This window comes from Paracoccus fistulariae, assembly GCF_028553785.1.
Taxonomy (GTDB): domain Bacteria; phylum Pseudomonadota; class Alphaproteobacteria; order Rhodobacterales; family Rhodobacteraceae; genus Paracoccus; species Paracoccus fistulariae.
In genome coordinates, this window is the sequence record NZ_CP067136.1 from 1,068,816 (window position 1) to 1,085,737 (window position 16,922).

Annotated in this window: 14 protein-coding genes; 11 read left to right on the forward strand and 3 right to left on the reverse strand. The window is 65.3% G+C overall.

The features are described from left to right. Positions 1–146: 146 nt before the first annotated feature. The 7 genes from JHX87_RS05325 (at position 147) to glmM (ending at position 8,022) form a co-directional block, all read left to right on the forward strand. Entirely contained in the window at positions 147–653 is a 507-nt protein-coding gene (locus tag JHX87_RS05325) for a peptidylprolyl isomerase (protein WP_271882953.1), read from the forward strand. Then, the gene (locus tag JHX87_RS05330) at positions 646–1,242 is read left to right on the forward strand and encodes a peptidylprolyl isomerase (RefSeq protein WP_271882955.1); all 597 of its coding nucleotides are present in this window, start codon (positions 646–648) and stop codon (positions 1,240–1,242) included. The genes JHX87_RS05325 and JHX87_RS05330 overlap by 8 nt, the downstream gene beginning before the upstream one ends. 101 nt (positions 1,243–1,343) lie before the next feature. Then, positions 1,344–3,887, forward strand: a complete 2,544-nt coding sequence (locus JHX87_RS05335; RefSeq protein ID WP_271883468.1) for a putative PEP-binding protein — start codon at positions 1,344–1,346, stop codon at positions 3,885–3,887. Positions 3,888–4,379: 492 nt separating this feature from the next. Beyond that, a complete protein-coding gene (locus tag JHX87_RS05340; RefSeq protein ID WP_334220870.1) occupies positions 4,380–4,856 on the forward strand; it encodes a cell wall hydrolase in 477 nt (158 codons plus the stop codon). A 50-nt stretch (positions 4,857–4,906) separates the two neighbouring features. Next, positions 4,907–5,686: a dihydroneopterin aldolase gene (locus JHX87_RS05345; protein ID WP_271882956.1), complete on the forward strand. Its 780-nt coding sequence runs from the start codon at positions 4,907–4,909 to the stop codon at positions 5,684–5,686. A 3-nt stretch (positions 5,687–5,689) separates the two neighbouring features. Next, positions 5,690–6,682, forward strand: coding sequence for a dihydropteroate synthase (folP, locus tag JHX87_RS05350; RefSeq protein ID WP_271882957.1), 993 nt, complete (start codon positions 5,690–5,692; stop codon positions 6,680–6,682). Continuing rightward, positions 6,679–8,022 carry a phosphoglucosamine mutase gene (gene glmM / locus JHX87_RS05355; protein WP_271882959.1) on the forward strand — a complete coding sequence of 448 codons (1,344 nt, stop codon included), beginning with the start codon at positions 6,679–6,681 and terminating at the stop codon, positions 8,020–8,022. The genes folP and glmM overlap by 4 nt, the downstream gene beginning before the upstream one ends. 12 nt (positions 8,023–8,034) lie before the next feature. Here the strand turns inward: glmM and JHX87_RS05360 are convergent, their stop codons facing one another. Both JHX87_RS05360 and dksA read right to left on the reverse strand, forming a co-directional pair. Beyond that, positions 8,035–9,156, reverse strand: a complete 1,122-nt coding sequence (locus JHX87_RS05360; RefSeq protein WP_271882960.1) for an FAD-dependent oxidoreductase — start codon at positions 9,154–9,156, stop codon at positions 8,035–8,037. Positions 9,157–9,247: 91 nt separating this feature from the next. Continuing rightward, on the reverse strand, positions 9,248–9,670 hold the full coding sequence (dksA, locus tag JHX87_RS05365) for an RNA polymerase-binding protein DksA (RefSeq protein WP_187793531.1): 423 nt from the start codon (positions 9,668–9,670) through the stop codon (positions 9,248–9,250). A gap of 166 nt (positions 9,671–9,836) precedes the next feature. On the opposite strand from dksA, the gene JHX87_RS05370 reads away from it, so the two are divergent. From JHX87_RS05370 to JHX87_RS05380, 3 genes are all read left to right on the forward strand, one after another. After that, positions 9,837–10,679, forward strand: a complete 843-nt coding sequence (locus tag JHX87_RS05370; protein WP_271882963.1) for an AAA family ATPase — start codon at positions 9,837–9,839, stop codon at positions 10,677–10,679. 72 nt (positions 10,680–10,751) lie between these two features. Next, complete coding sequence (locus JHX87_RS05375; RefSeq protein WP_271882965.1) at positions 10,752–11,198, forward strand: GNAT family N-acetyltransferase; 447 nt, start codon at positions 10,752–10,754, stop codon at positions 11,196–11,198. An 86-nt stretch (positions 11,199–11,284) separates the two neighbouring features. Beyond that, a complete protein-coding gene (locus JHX87_RS05380) occupies positions 11,285–12,565 on the forward strand; it encodes an O-acetylhomoserine aminocarboxypropyltransferase/cysteine synthase family protein (protein ID WP_271882967.1) in 1,281 nt (426 codons plus the stop codon). A gap of 63 nt (positions 12,566–12,628) precedes the next feature. Here JHX87_RS05380 and JHX87_RS05385 read toward each other — a convergent pair whose 3' ends face one another. Beyond that, entirely contained in the window at positions 12,629–13,597 is a 969-nt protein-coding gene (locus tag JHX87_RS05385) for an SIMPL domain-containing protein (RefSeq protein ID WP_271882969.1), read from the reverse strand. A gap of 223 nt (positions 13,598–13,820) precedes the next feature. On the opposite strand from JHX87_RS05385, the gene JHX87_RS05390 reads away from it, so the two are divergent. Beyond that, complete coding sequence (locus JHX87_RS05390) at positions 13,821–16,904, forward strand: hypothetical protein (RefSeq protein WP_271882971.1); 3,084 nt, start codon at positions 13,821–13,823, stop codon at positions 16,902–16,904. The last annotated feature ends 18 nt before the right edge of the window (positions 16,905–16,922 follow it).

Genomic DNA, 16,922 nt, shown 5'->3' on the forward strand with positions numbered 1-16,922 from the left:
CAAAGCGCATGGGCGCGTCGGCGTCAACAGTGACACCGACGTGAAGCATGATGACGCCTGCGTGATAAACCTTTGAGCCCTTCGCGCGTTGCACCCGTATTCGCAAACGCCTAAGTCAACAGATGAACGAGGCAAAGGAGGCCCGCATGGCCGAGATCAAAGACCCCGAAAACACCATTATCATCGAGCTGAAGGACGGTCCCGTCGTGATCGAGCTGCTGCCCGATGTCGCGCCCAAGCATTCCGAGCGCATGAAAGAGCTGGCCCGCGCCGGCGCCTATGACAATGTCGCCTTTCACCGCGTGATCGACGGCTTCATGGCGCAGACCGGCGATGTCGCCCATGCCAATATGGAAAAGGACTATAACCCGGGCCGCGCAGGCACCGGCGGCTCTGACCTGCCCGATCTGCCGGCCGAATTTTCCAAGCTGCCGCATGCGCGGGGCACGCTGGGCGCCGCGCGGTCGCAAAATCCGAACAGCGCCAACAGCCAGTTCTTTATCAATTTCAAGGATAACGACTTTCTGAACGGTCAATATACCGTCTATGGCCGCGTCATCGACGGGATGGAGCATGTCGACAAGATCGCCCGGGGCGAGCCGCCAGCATCGCCGGACCGCATGATCTCGGTCAAGGTGGCCGCCGATGCATAAGAACCTGCTGCTGATTCCCGCCTTCGCGCTTGCCGCGACCTCTGCGATCGCGCAATCGGCCCCCGAGCATCAGGACGGCCCCGGCCCGAACATGGTGATCGAGGTCGCCGCAGCCGATGGCACGCCCAGGGGCACGATCACGCTGGACCTGCTGGCGGACAAGGCGCCCAATCATGTGGCGCGGCTGGTCGATCTGGCCAAATCCGGGGCCTATGACGGCGTCGTCTTTCACCGCGTGATCGACGGTTTCATGGCCCAGACCGGCGATGTCGAACATGGCAAGATGGGCGGCGATCTGTCGCGTGCGGGCATGGGTGGTTCGGACAAGCCCGATCTGCCCGCCGAATTCAGCGATGTCTCGTTCGAGGCGGGCACCGTCGGCATGGCCCGCGCGCAGGATCCCAACAGCGCCAACAGCCAGTTCTTCATCGACCTGGCCCCGGCCCCCTTCCTGGATGGCGAATATACCGTCGTCGGGCAGATCGTCGATGGCTGGGATGTGCTGAACCAGATCAAGAAAGGCGATTCCGCCGCGAATGGCTCGGTCTCCGAGCCGGACTATATGTCCAAGGTCACGATCGTCGAATAATCGCGACATTACCGGGCAAAATAAGCAAAAGGGGGCCGCGCGCCCCCTTTTTCGCACTTGCAGCATCAGCGGCGCGGTGCATATCTTGCAAAATCATGGATATGCGCAAAAGCCCCGATCTGACCGAAATCACGCCCTCGGCTGGGATCGAGCGCAATCAGCATGGCTGGCGCGCGAAATGCCTGCAGCGGCTGATCCGCCTTGACCTGCCCGTCCCGCGCAGCTTTGCGATCCCCGCCTCGTCCGTGGCGGGCATTGCCAGCGGCCAGCGCATTCCGATGGCCGGGCTGCGGGCGCTGTTTTCGCAGGGCAGCCGCCTTGTCAGCGTGCGGCCCTCGGCCGTGATGCCGGAATGGGGCGGGCCGCGCACGGTGCTGAATGTCGGCATCAATGACGATGTTCATGCCCAGCTTGCCGCCTCCATCGGCGGCGCGAATGCCGATGCGCTTTATCTGGATTTCATCCAGAGCTACGCGATCAATATTGCCCGGCTGGACCCCGACAGCTTTGCGCAGGAAGGTCCGGGCGCGCTGGCCAATGTGCTGCGGCTGTATCAGGACCAGATGGAAGAGCCCTTCCCCCAGGATCCCGGCACGCAGCTGGCCGAGGTGCTGCGCTCGATGTCGCGGGCCTGGGATGGGCCGACCGCGCGGCTGCTGCGGCAGGCCAAGGGCGCGCCCGCCGATGCGCCTCTGGGCCTTGTGGTGCAGGATATGGCCCCGGCCCTTGGCCCCGGCCTGTGCGGATCCGGCACGATCCAGTTGATCGACGCGGCATCGGGCAAACCGGGCGTGACCGGCCGGTTCCGGGGCCAGTCGCAGGGGGGCACCGTCGGGCCGGGCGCCGAAACGCTGTATCTGGTGCGCGACGCACGCGGCCCCTCGCTGGAAGAGGCAGCCCCTGCCCTGTTTGAACAGCTGGTCGGCTTTGGCACCGCCGCGCGGGCACGCCTGCGCGAGGAAATGCAGATCGAATTCGTCGTCACCGACAGCAAGATCTCGGTCATCGACGCGACGCGGGTTCAGCGATCGTCGCGCGCGAATGTGCGGGTGGCGGTGGCGCTGGCCCGCGATGGCATCATCTCATCCGCCGAGGCGGTGATGCGGGTCGAGCCGCGCGCGCTGGTCGATCTGCTACATCATCAGGTCGATCCTTCCGTGCCGCGTCAGGTGATTGCGCGGGGCATCAATGCCAGCCCCGGCGCGGCCACGGGCAAGATCGTCTTTTCCGCGGCCGAGGCGCAGGCCGCCGCCGCCCGCGACGAAGCCTGCATCCTGATCCGCCGCGAAACCGGGCCCGAAGATATCCGTGGCATGCATGCCGCCGTCGCCGTGCTGACCGAGCGTGGCGGCACCTCCAGCCATGCGGCGGTGATCGCGCGCGGTCTGGGCAAGCCCTGCATCGTCGGCGCGACCGGCCTGAACGTGGATCTGCGCCACCGCCGGATCAAGGCGGGCGGCACCGTGCTGAAGGAAGGCGACGAGATCACCATCGACGGCACCTCGGGCGAGGTTCTGGCCGGACAGGTCGCGCTTCTTGGCCCGGCGCTGGATGACAGCTTCAACCAGCTTCTGGACTGGGCGGATCAGGAAAGCGACATCATCGTGCGCGCCAATGCCGACACGCCCGAGGATGCCCGCACCGCGCGCAATTTCAAGGCGCAGGGCATCGGGCTGTGCCGGACCGAGCATATGTTCTTCGAAGCCAACCGCCTGCCTGCCATGCGCGAGATGATCTTTGCCGATTCGCCCGATGACCGGCGGCTTGCGCTGGAACGGATCCTGCCGATGCAGCGACAGGATTTCAGCGAGTTGTTTGAAATCATGGCGGGAATGCCGGTCACGATCCGCCTCTTCGACCCACCTTTGCATGAATTCCTGCCCCATGACCGCGAAGGGATTCACGATCTGGCGGAATCGCTGGACCTGCCCCTGTCCGACGTCACGCGGCGGGTCGAGGCGCTGTCCGAATTCAACCCGATGCTGGGCATGCGCGGCGTTCGTCTGGGCATTACCGTGCCCGAAATCTACGACATGCAGGCGCGCGCCATCTTCGAGGCGGCCATCGAGGCGGCCAGGCGCACCGGTCAGCCCATCGTGCCCGAGATCATGATCCCGCTGGTCAGCGCCGTGCGCGAGGTCGAGATCGTCAAGAACCGCATCGACGCCATCGCCGCCGAGGTCCGCAACAATCATCGCATCGATTTCGACTACAAGCTGGGCGTGATGGTCGAAACGCCCCGCGCCACCCTGCGCGCGGGCGAGATTGCGGCGCATCTGTCCTTCCTGTCCTTCGGCACGAATGATCTGACGCAGATGACCTATGGCCTGTCGCGTGACGATGCCGGGCGCTTCATGGGCGCCTATGTGGGCCAGGGCGTCTTTGCAGAGGATCCGTTCCATATCCTGGATCACGAAGGCGTCGGAGAGTTGATTCTGACCGGCGTGCAGCGCGCGCGCGACACTGCGCCCGACATCACCCTGTCGATCTGCGGCGAGCATGGCGGCAATCCCGAATCCATCGCCTTTTGTCACGAAGCCGGGATGGACCATGTATCTTGTTCACCGTTCCGGGTGCCGATCGCCAGACTGGCGGCGGCGCAGGCGACGATTCATGCAAAAGGGCAGACAAATAAGCCTTGCTGATGGAAACGCATGATTCGACAGATTCGGATAATTTTTTCAACTTCAGGTTGCTGAAACTAGGTCCGAATCGGTCTTTTTTCCACCGTGATTTGCCGAAACCTGCCAGTTTAGCAAAAATCTATCGGCAGATTTCTGCCTGAAATCCGTGATTTCGGGACAAGCACGCCCCTCACGCGGCTGTGTCATAGCTGGCAGGGGGCCAAAAACCCTATTCATCCCCCTGAAACAGACATGCGGTCCTCTGCTCGTGACCGCGTCACCTTTACGACCTGTCAATCTGACGCGGTTATAGGATTAGAGATGAAAACGCTGCTTAAGCGGTTGGCGCCACTGTGTTTGTGCGCAACTGCCGCACTTACCTTTGCTTCGACTGCCGCCAAGGCCGGCGGAAACGGTTCGCTTTTCTCCTCGAACGCAGGCATTTTCGGTGCTGCGTCGAATGCGATGGACCTGCCCCGCTCGAAGCCGCTTCTATACACGGATGCCGAACCTGTGAAAGTGGAAAACCTCGTCGTTGACGAAGATTCCGACACCCCGCGGGCCGAGCTGTTTCTGGCCAGCAGCCGCAACCAGTTCAGCGAACAGGACCTCAGCTGCCTGTCCGAGGCGCTGTATCACGAAGCCCGTGGCGAAGGCGCCCGTGGGCAGGCCGCCGTTGCCGAGGTGATCCTGAACCGCGTGGACAGCCGCCGCTTTCCGCGCACGGTCTGCGGCGTGGTGAACCAGCCCAGCCAGTTCAGCTATACCATCGGCGGGCGCAAGCCGATCCGCAACAAGGCCGCCTATCTGCGCGCCCGCGCGATTGCCGAAAACGCCCTTGCCGGCGCGCCGCGCGTCCTGACCGGCGGGGCCACCTATTTCCACACCCCCGCCGTGCGCCCCGCTTGGTCGCGCCGCTTCCAGCGCACGGTGCGCATTGGACAGCACATCTTCTATCGCCGCGGCGGTCAGCGCGTCGCCTCGAACTGAAGACAGGATGACAGGCTTGCCTGTCGCCTGCTTTTGCTGTGAATGGCGGTATGGAACATCCTGATCGCATTCACCTCAAAGACCTGATCATCGCCGCCGATATCGGCGCATTTCAGTCCGAGCGTGGCCGCACACAGCGGCTGCGCTTCAATCTGGATGTGGAACTGCGCCAGACCGCGCCTGATCCGGACGATCATGTCGATCACATCCTGTCCTATGACGTGCTGACACAGGCGGTCGAGACGGCGCTGGCCGATCGCCGCTACAATCTTGTCGAGACGTTGGCCGAAAAGATCGCGGCCGAGGTTCTGGCCCAGCCGAAGGCCGCGCGGGTCACGGTGACGGTGGAAAAGCTGGATCGCGGTCCGGGCGCGCTTGGGGTGACAATCACGCGCGACGCCTCGCGGCTTGACGTGTCGCGCGCGACGGCGCCGGTGCGCGTGATCGTGGGCCGCCCGACCGCCGTGCCGGATGAGGCGACCGTCATACTTCCCCCCGCCCCGGCCCTGCCCCTGCCCGAGGGCGGCGATCAGCGACAGATCGCCCTGCTGGAACTGGATCAGGCGGCCTGGGCGCTGGCCGGTCAGCTGGGGCTGGAAACTGCGCAGACCCGCACCGAGCTTGAGGCGGCCATCCGCGCCGGGCGGGCGGTGATCTGGGCGCCGACGCGGCTGAGTTCGGACGCGCCCGAGGCCGGGCAACAGCCCGCGACGCTGGGCCTGTGGATCGCGCGGCGTCTGGGCGCGCAGCGGATCGACTTTGCCGGCTCCGAAGGGCAGGCCCTGTCCATTCCCGAGAATTTCGACATTCCCATCGGCCATATCGACTAAGCCATGACGGATCGCATCTATTATCGACCGATCCCCACCGATGCGCCCGATGCCCGCTATCGTCTGGCCGGGGGCTGGACCGGGTTTTCGCGCTTTGAACGTTTGCAGCGCGGCGCCGCCCCGCAGATCACGCAGGATGCCCCGCCAGAGGTTATCGCCACCCTGACCGCGCCGCGCGCGCCTGTAGCGGGGCTGGATCTGTCCAGACCGCGCCTCATGGGCATCGTCAATGCGACGCCCGACAGCTTTTCCGACGGCGGCAGCTATGACCCGACCGCGCAGGCCGCGCACCTGCTGCGGGACGGTGCCGATATTCTGGATATCGGCGGCGAATCCACCCGCCCCGGAGCGGTCGAAATCCCCGAAGCGCTAGAGATCGACCGCATCCTGCCCGTAATCCGCGCGCTGTCGGATCGGGCCGCGATCTCGGTCGATACGCGCAAATCCGCCGTGGCCCGCGCTGCGTTGCAGGCGGGGGCCGCCATGATCAACGACGTTTCGGGCTTTGATTTCGACGCCCGCCTTCCCGCCCTTGTCGCAGAGGCCGGGGTGCCGGTCTGCCTGATGCACGCACAGGGCCTGCCGGAAAACATGCAGGACGATCCGCGCTACAGCGATGTTCTGCTGGATGTCTATGACGCGCTGGAAGCGCGGATCGACCGGGCCTTGCAGGCGGGGATCGCGCGCGAGTGCATCGTGATCGATCCCGGCATTGGCTTTGGCAAGACGCTGGATCATAATCTTGCCATCCTTCGGCGGATTTCGCTGTATCATGGGCTTGGTTGCCCTATCTTGCTGGGCGTATCGCGCAAGCGTTTCATCGGCACGCTTGGCCGGGCCGAGGATGCCGCACAGCGCATGCCCGGCACGCTGGCGGTGACTTTGGCGGCGCTGGATCAGGGGGTGCAGATCCACCGGGTCCATGATGTGGGACAGATAGATCAGGGGCTGCGCCTGTGGGCCGCCCTCAAGAACATAGAAAAGGCAGAGGTATGAGCAGAGGATTATTCGGAACCGACGGGGTGCGCGGTCGCGCGAATTCCTATCCGATGACGGCAGAGATGGCGCTGCGTCTTGGCGCTGCCGCCGGCCGCTATTTCCGGCGCGACGGCAATAACGCGCATCGCGTCGTGATCGGCAAGGATACCCGCCTGTCGGGCTATATGCTGGAAAACGCGCTGACGGCGGGGCTGACCTCGACAGGGATGAATGTGTTGCTGCTGGGCCCGGTGCCGACGCCTGCCGTGGGCTTTCTGACGCGCTCGATGCGGGCGGATGTGGGCATCATGATCTCGGCCAGTCACAACCCGGCCGAGGATAACGGCATCAAGTTCTTTGGCCCCGACGGGTTCAAGCTGTCCGACGAGGCCGAGGACGAAATCGAATCCATCGTCGCAGGAGAGATCGTTCCGGCACAGCCGCAGAATATCGGCCGCGCCCGCCGCATCGATGACGGCTTGGGGCGCTATGTCGAATATGCCAAGACCACCTTCCCCAGCGGGCAGCGGCTGGACGGGCTGAAAATCGTTGTCGATTGCGCCAATGGCGCCGCCTATCGCGCCGCGCCCGAGGTGCTGTGGGAATTGGGCGCCGATGTGATCCCGATCGGGGTGAAGCCCGACGGCTTCAACATCAATGCGGGCGTTGGCTCGACCCATCCCGAGGCCTGCGCGGCGGCCGTGCTGGAACATGGCGCGCATCTGGGCATCAGTCTGGACGGCGATGCGGACCGGGTGGCGATCATCGACGAAAAGGGACGACTGGCCGATGGCGATCAGATCATGGCGCTGATGGCGGCCCGCTGGGCAAGGCAGGGTCGGCTGCGCGGCGATGCATTGGTGGCAACGGTGATGTCGAACCTTGGCCTTGAACATTTCCTTGATCGCCACGGATTGCGGCTGGAGCGGACGAAGGTCGGCGACCGCTATGTGGTCGAGAGGATGCGCGAAGGCGGCTTCAATCTGGGTGGCGAACAGTCGGGCCATATCGTGATGACCGATTATGCGACCACCGGCGACGGGCTGATCGCGGCGATGCAGTTCCTGGCCGCCATGTCCGATAGCGGCCAGAAGGCCAGCGATCTGGCAACGCAATTCGATCCGGTGCCGCAGCTGTTGAAAAACGTGCGCTACCGGGCCGGGGCGGATCCACTATCGGCGGCGGCGGTGCAGGCGGTGATTGCCGAGGCCGAAACCCGTCTGGCCGGATCGGGCCGCGTGCTGATCCGCAAATCGGGCACCGAGCCGCTGATCCGCGTCATGGCCGAGGCCGATAACGAAAACCTTCTGCGCGAAGTCGTGGATGGCATCGTGTCCGCCGTCGAGAAGGCGGCCTAAACGGCCACGCTTTCAGCTGACAACCCGGGTCGGATCATAGCTGTAGATCCAGTCGAACCGCGACAGCAACCGACCCGGAGCCAGCCGCCCTGCCAGCCGCAGCGCGCTGTGGCCCAACAGGCGCCTGGCCCCGGTCAGGTGATAATTGCGGGCATTGTCATTGGCGGCCTGAACGATCCTGCTGCAACGCGGCTTGCGCAACTCTTCATAGCGCTTCAGGGCGCGGCTCTGGTCGGGCTCTGCCGACAGGCAATCGGCCAGGATCCACGCATCCTCGATTCCCATGCAGGCGCCCTGTGCCATGAAAGGCAGCGTCGCATGGGCCGCATCGCCAATCAGCACGCGCTGACCGTCCTGCCAGTTCCGCGCAACCTCGTGCCGGAACAGCCCCCAGACATTGGTCTGCGTGACCTTTTCCAGCCAGCCTGTGACAGGCTCGCCAAAACCGGCAAAGGCTGCGCGCAGATTGGCGGGATCGTCAGGATAGGACCATCCCTCTTCCTGCCAGTCATAGCGTTCCAGCACCGCCACGAAATTGCGCAGGCCACCGGCAAGCGGATAGGTCACAAGGTGCCGCCCCGGCCCCATGAAGATCTGGGTTTCGGGCAGATCGTCATGGCTGTCGATCAGCGCGCGCCATGCGGTCTGGCCGGTGAAGAAGGGCACTTCGCGTCCGTTCAGGGCCACCCTGACCCGGCTGCGCAGCCCATCCGCCCCGATCAACAGCGGCACCTGCGGAAGCTCTGTCACGTCCTGAGCCAGTTCGATCCGCGCGCCGGCCTGCCGGGCGGCACCTGCCAGCACTTCGATCAGGCGGGCGCGGTGCATCATGCGAAAGGGCTTGTCCGCGCCGCCATCCGCCATCGGGATACGCACGACCTCTGCGCCCGAGAGGTCGCGCAGTCGCACGGCCTGTATCGGCAGCGAATCCGCCCTGATCCGCTGGCCCAGGCCAAGCGCTTGAAGCACCCGCATTGCATTGGGCGACAGCTGCAGACCGGCGCCGACCTCACCCAGTTCCGGGGCGCGTTCCTGAACGGTGACCCGCGCGCCGCGCTGAGCCAATGCGATGGCCGCGGTCAGCCCCGCAATTCCCGCGCCGATGATCCGGATTTCACGCCCCTGCAGCGACATGGTCTTTCCCCTGGCTGATATGAAAATGCCGCCAATCCGGCGGATCAGCGGCGGTCATGTCGGGCTGATCGACCGTTGCCGGCGACCGGTCTTAGTCGTCGCGATGCACGCGTTCCCGACGCTCGTGCTTTTCCTGCGCTTCCAGCGTCATCGTGGCGATCGGGCGCGCATCCAGCCGCTTGAGGCTGATCGGCTCTCCGGTCATTTCGCAATAGCCGTATTCGCCGGTTTCGATGCGGCGCAGCGCCGAATCGATCTTGCTGACCAGCTTGCGCTGACGGTCGCGTGTGCGCAGTTCCAGGGCACGGTCGGTTTCTTCACTTGCGCGGTCGGCCAGATCTGGCACGGCGCGCGCGCTGTCCTGCAAGCCTTCCAGCGTCTCGGCTGACTGATCCAGCAGTTCTTGCTTCCAGGCTTCCAGTTTCCTGCGGAAATATTCCAGCTGTCGATCATTCATGAAGGGCTCGTCCTCGGCGGGACGATAGTCCTGTGGCAGGAAGGTCTGAGCTTTCATGCGTCTCTCCGGTTGCATATGCGGCGGTATAACCGGCAATGCTTGCCACCTAACGGATGAAGCTGTCCTTGTCACTAGCCGAAAGCTGCGTAATTGATCATTAACAAGCCGAACTTCGCGCGAGGCGGCCTGTACCGCTAACATCTGCACGCAAAAGGAGAGTTTCATGCAGTTTACCGGCACCGACCGATATGTGGCGCCCCCCGAACTGGCCGTTGCGGTCAATGCGGCGGTCACGTTGGAGAGGCCCTTGCTGGTCAAGGGGGAACCGGGAACGGGCAAGACCGAACTGGCGCGGCAGGTGGCCGAAAGCCTGGGGCTGCCGATCATCGAATGGCATGTGAAATCGACCACCAAGGCGCAGCAGGGTCTGTATGAATATGATGCCGTCAGCCGGTTGCGCGACAGCCAGTTGGGCGATGAGCGGGTCCATGATGTCGGCAATTACATCCGCAAGGGCAAGCTGTGGCAGGCCTTCGAGGCGGGAGAAAAGGTCGTGTTGCTGATCGATGAGATCGACAAGGCCGATATCGAATTTCCCAATGACCTGCTGCAGGAATTGGACCGGATGGAGTTCCATGTCTACGAGACCGGCCAGACCATCCGCGCGCGGCATCGTCCGGTGGTCATCATCACCTCGAATAACGAAAAGGAACTGCCCGACGCCTTCCTGCGACGCTGCTTTTTCCACTATATCCGCTTTCCCGATGCCGAGACGCTGCGCCAGATCGTCGAGGTTCATTATCCCGGCCTGAAGCCCGCCCTGCTGCAGGAGGCGCTGAGCCAGTTCTTCGAGATGCGCGAGGCGCCCGGACTGAAGAAGAAGCCCTCGACCAGCGAATTGCTGGACTGGCTGAAGCTGATCCTGGCCGAAGACCTGTCGCCCGAGGATCTGAAGCGCGATCCGGGCGAGATGTTGCCAAAGCTGCATGGTGCGCTGTTGAAGAATGAGCAGGATGTGGGGCTGTTCGAGAAGCTGGCCTTCATGGCGCGGCGTCAGGGGCGATAGGGGTCAAGGGGGCGCTGCCCCCTCTTGCCTGCGGCAATTCACCCCCGGGATATTTGGACAAGGAGAAACGACATGGTGGTGATCCGCGCGCTGGCGGCAGAGGACAGGGTGGCCTGGCAGGATCTTTATGCGGGCTATCACGCCTTTTACGATCGCCCGGATCTGCCGCAGGATTTCTTTGACGGCGCGTTTTCAAGGCTGATGGCGCAAGAGCCGGGAGAGTTCCGGGGGCTGGTGGCGGAAGAGGACGGCACGCTTTCGGGGCTGGTCCATTATGTGTTTCACCCGCATCTCTGGCGGCCCGAAGGGGTGTGCTATCTGCAGGATCTGTTCACGGCGCGCGAGGCGCGGGGCAAGGGGGTCGGCCGGGCGCTGATCGAGGCGGTTTACGATGCGGCGGATGCGGCAGGCGCGCCCGCCGTCTATTGGATGACGCAGGAGTTCAACTATGCGGGACGGATGCTTTACGACCGCGTGGCAGAGCGGACGCCCTTTATCAAATATTCCCGGGCGCTGTAGCGTCGCGGGCGGATTTTGGCCAGTTCCGCGTTGCCGTTTTCGCCATCGGCGCTAAGCTGCAGCGGAACCGAGGGAGGACAGAATTCATGACCCATGGCTTTGATACCGCAGCCGTTCACGCAGGCAGCGAAGCCGATCCGGCCACCGGCGCGCGTCAGGTGCCCATCTATCAGACAACCGCCTATGCCTTTCGCGATGCCGAACATGCGGCGCGTTTGTTCAACCTGCAGGAGGTCGGTTATATCTATTCCCGCCTGACCAATCCCACCGTGGCCGCGCTGCAAAGCCGCATTGCCGCGCTGGAGGGCGGTGCGGGCGCGGTCTGCTGTTCCTCGGGACATGCGGCGCAGATCATGGCGCTGTTTCCGCTGATGGGGCCGGGCAAGAACATCATCGCCTCGACCCGGCTTTATGGCGGCACCGTGACGCAGTTTTCGCAGACGATCCGGAGGTTCGGCTGGTCGGCGAAATTTGTCGATCTGGACGATCTGGAGGCGATGAAGGCCGCGATTGACGAGGATACGCGCGCGATTTTCTGTGAATCGATCAGCAATCCGGGCGGCTATGTCACCGATATTCCCGCCGTCGCCGGGATCGCGGATGAGGCCGGTGTGCCGCTGATCGTCGATAACACGCTGGCCACGCCTTATCTGTGCAAGCCCATCGAGATGGGGGCAACGCTGGTCGTGCACAGCCTGACCAAATATATGACCGGCAATGGCACGGTCACCGGCGGGGTGGTCGTGGATAGCGGCAGGTTCGACTGGTCGGCCAGCGACAAGTTCCCCTCGCTGTCTCAGCCGGAGCCTGCCTATCACGGGTTGAAATTCCACGAGACCTTCGGCGGGATGGCCTTTACCTTCCACGGCATTGCCATCGGTCTGCGCGATCTGGGCATGACGATGAACCCGCAGGGCGCGCATTACACGCTGATGGGGATCGAAACGCTGGGCCTGCGCATGCCGCGCCATGTGGAAAATGCGCAGAAGGTGGCCGAGTGGCTGGAAAAGGATCCGCGCGTGGCCAGCGTGACCTATGCCGGTCTGGCCTCGTCGCCCTGGAATGCGACGGCGCGGCGGCTGTATCCCAAGGGGGCGGGTGCGCTGTTCACCTTTGAGATCAAGGGCGGCTATGAGGCGGCCGTGAAGCTGGTCGATGCGCTGGATCTGTTCAGCCATGTCGCCAATCTGGGCGATGCGAGGTCGCTGGTGATCCATTCGGCCTCGACCACCCACCGGCAATTGACCGAAGCGCAGCAGCGTGCCGCAGGTGCCGGCCCCGAGGTCGTGCGCCTGTCCATCGGGATCGAGGATGCCGATGATCTGATCGCGGATCTGGATCAGGCACTGGCCAAGGCGACCGCATAGAAAACCGCATAGAAAAAGGGGCCAGCAGGCCCCTTTTCGTTTCAGATCAGGCGATTGCGCAGATCAGTTCGAGGGCGTATCGCCATTCGGCGCGTCATCCGCCGGGGCCTGACCCATCGGCACCACAGGCTCTCCGGGTTCGGGGGCGCCGTGATCGGTTCCCATGGGCGGGGGCATGTCGCCGGCGGATTTCGGCTTGTCGTGATCGCCTCTGTCGCCACCATGTCCGCCATAGCCGCCCTTGCGCGGAGCGCAGGCGCCGTCGCCGATCAGGCCATATTCCGCCTGCACCTGCGCGCTCATCGACAGTTCGCCCGCCGCGATGGGCGTGCTGGCGCCGGAAGAGGCCGCGCGCGCATCCATCATCATCGGGCGCGGGCCATCGGGCTGCGGCGTGTCGCGCAGGGCCAGAACCGGGCCAAGCGTCAGGCCACTGGCCTCGGCCAGAACCTCGGCCTTGCGGCGGGCATCCCGGACCGCATTGCGGCGGGCGTCGTCCTGCGCGTCCGATCCGTCCTCGCGCTGGAAGGCGATGCCGTTGATCTCATTGGCGCCTGCATTGACGATGGCGTCCATCACCTCGCCCAGCCGGGCGATGTCCCTGACGCGCACCGATACCATGTTCGAGGCCTGATAACCCGCCACCGTCGGCGCCCTGTTTTCACCGTAATCCATCATCGGGTTCAGGTTCAGACCCGAGGTCTGGATATCGGCCTGCTCGATCCCGGCCTCGGCCAGCGCGGCGATCACCGCCGTCTGGCGTTCGGCATTCTGGCTCATCGCCTGCGCGGCGCTTTCGGCCTGGGTGGTGACGCCAAGCTGAATGGTGGCCATGTCGGGGGCAACGCGGGCCTCTCCGACTCCATTGACGGTGATGGTGGACATGCCGCCATTCCCGGTCATCGGTGAACAGGCCATGCCGTTCGGCTGCGCCATGGCGGGCAGCGCGGTCAGCGCCAGCGCGGTCGAGATCGCCAATGCCGCCTGCCCGGCCCTGCCCGTGAGGCCAATCCTGCCTTTGATGGATGTCATTCTGCGTCCTTTCACAGCTCATGTCTCCCTCGGGCAGGGTAACGCAGCGAACCCGCAATATGTTCATCCCGAAGGCATCACGCTTTCGCCGCTTTTTGTTCACAGATGCGGCAGATTTCCGCGAGATATGCTTTCCAGACCCCAGAAATTGCGGTAAATGATATGCAATTCCACCAAATCGCGGCGTCAGACACGCGATCACAATCGAGCAGCGAATAACAACATGAATAAACATGCCGCACCGCCCGAATTTGCGATGAGCTTCACGCAGGAAGCGGTGCTTTTGGAAAAGCGCCACGGGGCCATGTGGCAGCCCCTGGGCGAGGCCTATTTTTCAGGCCGCGACATGGCCAGCCGGCTGCGCGCCCTGCGCGACGATGCGGGTGCGACATCCGATCACCCCGATACGGTTCTGGTCATTCCCGACGATCAGATCCTGTACACGACGCTGACCGTTCCGGTCGGTGCCGATACGGCGGCGGTCGTCGGCCGCGCGCTGGAGGGGATGACCCCCTACAAGGCCGATGAACTGGCCTTTGACTGGTGCCCGGCCGAGAATGGCGAGATCGAGACGCTGCGCGTTGCCGCCGTCGCCCGCCGCACGCTGGACGAGGCCGAGACCTTTGCCCGTGATCAGGGATTCCAGCCCGCCGGTTTCGTGGCCCGGCCCGGCGATAACCGCTTTCAGGACGATCCGGATTTCGGGCCAAGCCGCCTGATGCAGGAACAATATACGCGCCCGCCCTTTTCGGAACCCGATCTCAGCCAGGCGCGCATCACCGCGCCGGTGATCGCGGATGAGGCTTTGCCTGCGACGCCGACGGAACCTGCCAGCGCCGCGCAGGCGGTGACCGTGTCGCGCATCGTGCCGCATTATGTCGTGGCTGTCGCCGCGCCGGGGGCTGCGGTCGCGGCGCCCCTGCCCGGCGTCGAAGCTGCTGCCGAAACCGCAGCAGCCGCCGAAGCTGCGCCGACCGCTCAGGAAGCGGCTGCAAGCGGTGTGATCCGGCATGGCGCGCCCCGTGCGCCTTCGACCAAGGGCCTGTCGCCGCGTGCGCAGGCAGTGCATGATCGCGCCCGCGACGCCAAGGCCAAGCGCGCGGAACAACCTGCCGGGGAAACTGCGGCAGAGGCCCCCTTGCTGGCCCGGCTGCGGAACATGAAACCGGACCGGCTGACGCTGATGGTCGGCGGGCTGGCGGCTGCCGTGCTGCTGATCCTGATGCTGTTTGGCGGTCAGGGCACGGATGATCCTGTCGCCCGGACCGAAGACTCCGCGCCCCCGGTGGAAGAGGTCGCGGCGACCACGCCGGAACAGATGCCGGTCGATACCGTGGCCGATGGCGCGGAAATGCCCGCCCAAAGCCCCGCCGAGGTTCAGCTTGCCGAACAGGCGCAGCCTGTCGCCCCAACCGATCAGGGTCAGGCGGCCGAACCGGGAACGGACGACGCGGCGCTGCCCGATGCCTCTGCCCTGACCGAGGCCCCTGCGGCTGACGCCGTGTCCGCTGATCCTGTCACCGCCGAAAATCCGGCAGAGGATGGGCCGCAGCAAGAGCTTGCCACAGCCGCCACCGCACCGACCGCAGCCATTGCCGAACGCAGCCTGACGGGCAGCCGCCCGCTTGCGCGGCCGACGCAGCAAAGCGCGGCCGCATCAGCACCGGCACCGGAAACCGATGCGGCCCGTGCCGCCCTGGGCAATGACACGCTCAGCCGCGCGCTGAACGAGGCGATTGCCGCACGCGATGCGACCCGCGAAGCCGAGGCCCAGCGGCGCCAGGCCATCAGCGCCGCGACCATGGCCAGCGATCTGGCCAATGCGCCGACCTCTCGGCCCGCAGCAAATGCGCAGCCGACCACCGCGCCCCGCGCCGTGGCGCCGCGCGGGCAGCGTCTGGCAAGCTCGGCGCGCCCGCCGCGCGCGACCCCGGCCCGCGCCAGCCTCAGCGCGACGGATCGCCAGCCTGCCGTCCCCGCCAATCCGCAGCCCTATGCCGAACGCAGCAGGCCGCAGCCCGCCAGCCTGAGCGGCAATCGCCCGCCCGAGCGTCCCTCGGCCGCACGTCCGGCGGCAACACCCGCAACGGCCCCGGCAGCAGCGGCCCCGGCGGCAAGCCCTGAACCCGCAACGCGGCCCGCTGCGCCGACCTCGGCACGGCCGCCCTCGCGCCCCGATCGCCAGACTTTTCTGGAAGAGGGCAGCGCCAGCGAAGATCACGCCCCGACCAAGCTGACGGCGGATGAGCGGCGTTTTCTGGAAGGTCTGCTGCGCGATCTGCGCACCGCGCAGGCCGGTGCAACGGGGCTGAGCGAGGCAGAGCGTGGCGCGGTCATCCGTCTGGCCGAGGCGCGCCCGGCCCGCAGGCCCGTCGCCGTCGGTGCGACATCGGAACGGGCGGTAGAGGATGCGCTGGCCGCCGCGCTGTCCGAAAGCGATCGCCCCTCGCGCCGGGCAGGCTCGGCGGCATCTGAACCGGCACCAGTTGCCGCAACCTCGACCCGACCGGCGCAGGCGGGGCTGGGCAGTTCCGCCCGGCCAACCGCAAGGCCGGGGACCAGATCTGTGGCCAGCGGCAATGATCCCGGACCGGGCAGCGCCAGCCTTTCAAAAGCGGCGGTTGAAGATGCGATAGCCGCCGCCGTTGCCAGTTCCCCTTCCCAGCCAGGCGCCGTCCCCTTGACGGCGCTTACTTCGTCCTCGCTTCCGCGCCGCCGTCCTGCCGGGGAAACCGGTGATGCCCTGGCCAATGCGGTCGCGCTGGCGGCCAGCGCCTCGAACACCCCGACCCCCACGGAATTGCGCGCGGCAGCCGAAGCGCAAAGCCAGGACGCGCTGGCCGAGCAACGCCGCGCCGATGAGGAATTGCAGCGCCAGGCCGAGGCCCGCGCCCGCCAGTTCGCCGCCGCAGACGCCCGACGCGAGGCCGAGGCCCGCGCCGCCGCCGAAGCCCGCGCCCGCGCACAGGCCGAGGCCGAGGCCCGCCAGCGGAACTATCAACCGCCAGAGGCGGAATCGGAACCCGAGGTCGCCTCTGCGAATATCCCCGATGGCCGCACGCCGACCACGGCAGGAAGCGCCGCGACCGTCAAGGACGGCATCCAGCTGAACCGCACCCAGATCATCGGCACCATCGGCGCGGGCCGGGCCAGCCGCGCCCTGGTGCGCCTGTCGAACGGTCGTATCCTGACGCTGCGGATCGGGGACAAGATCAATGGTGGTACAATCTCGGCCATTGGCGACAGCAAGATCACCTATGTCCGTGGCGGGCAGTCACAGCAGCTTTCGGTGCTTGGCGGACGCTGAACGGCCTAAACCCGGTCA

Bases quoted from the DNA above. Each gene is read 5' to 3' on its own strand.
- JHX87_RS05325 (WP_271882953.1), top strand. From the start codon at position 147: ATGGCCGAGATCAAAGACCCCGAAAACACCATTATCATCGAGCTGAAG.
- JHX87_RS05330 (WP_271882955.1), top strand. From the start codon at position 646: ATGCATAAGAACCTGCTGCTGATTCCCGCCTTCGCGCTTGCCGCGACC.
- JHX87_RS05335 (WP_271883468.1), top strand. From the start codon at position 1,344: ATGCGCAAAAGCCCCGATCTGACCGAAATCACGCCCTCGGCTGGGATC.
- JHX87_RS05345 (WP_271882956.1), top strand. From the start codon at position 4,907: ATGGAACATCCTGATCGCATTCACCTCAAAGACCTGATCATCGCCGCC.
- folP (WP_271882957.1), top strand. From the start codon at position 5,690: ATGACGGATCGCATCTATTATCGACCGATCCCCACCGATGCGCCCGAT.
- glmM (WP_271882959.1), top strand. From the start codon at position 6,679: ATGAGCAGAGGATTATTCGGAACCGACGGGGTGCGCGGTCGCGCGAAT.
- JHX87_RS05360 (WP_271882960.1), bottom strand. From the start codon at position 9,156: ATGTCGCTGCAGGGGCGTGAAATCCGGATCATCGGCGCGGGAATTGCG.
- dksA (WP_187793531.1), bottom strand. From the start codon at position 9,670: ATGAAAGCTCAGACCTTCCTGCCACAGGACTATCGTCCCGCCGAGGAC.
- JHX87_RS05370 (WP_271882963.1), top strand. From the start codon at position 9,837: ATGCAGTTTACCGGCACCGACCGATATGTGGCGCCCCCCGAACTGGCC.
- JHX87_RS05375 (WP_271882965.1), top strand. From the start codon at position 10,752: ATGGTGGTGATCCGCGCGCTGGCGGCAGAGGACAGGGTGGCCTGGCAG.
- JHX87_RS05380 (WP_271882967.1), top strand. From the start codon at position 11,285: ATGACCCATGGCTTTGATACCGCAGCCGTTCACGCAGGCAGCGAAGCC.
- JHX87_RS05385 (WP_271882969.1), bottom strand. From the start codon at position 13,597: ATGACATCCATCAAAGGCAGGATTGGCCTCACGGGCAGGGCCGGGCAG.
- JHX87_RS05390 (WP_271882971.1), top strand. From the start codon at position 13,821: ATGAATAAACATGCCGCACCGCCCGAATTTGCGATGAGCTTCACGCAG.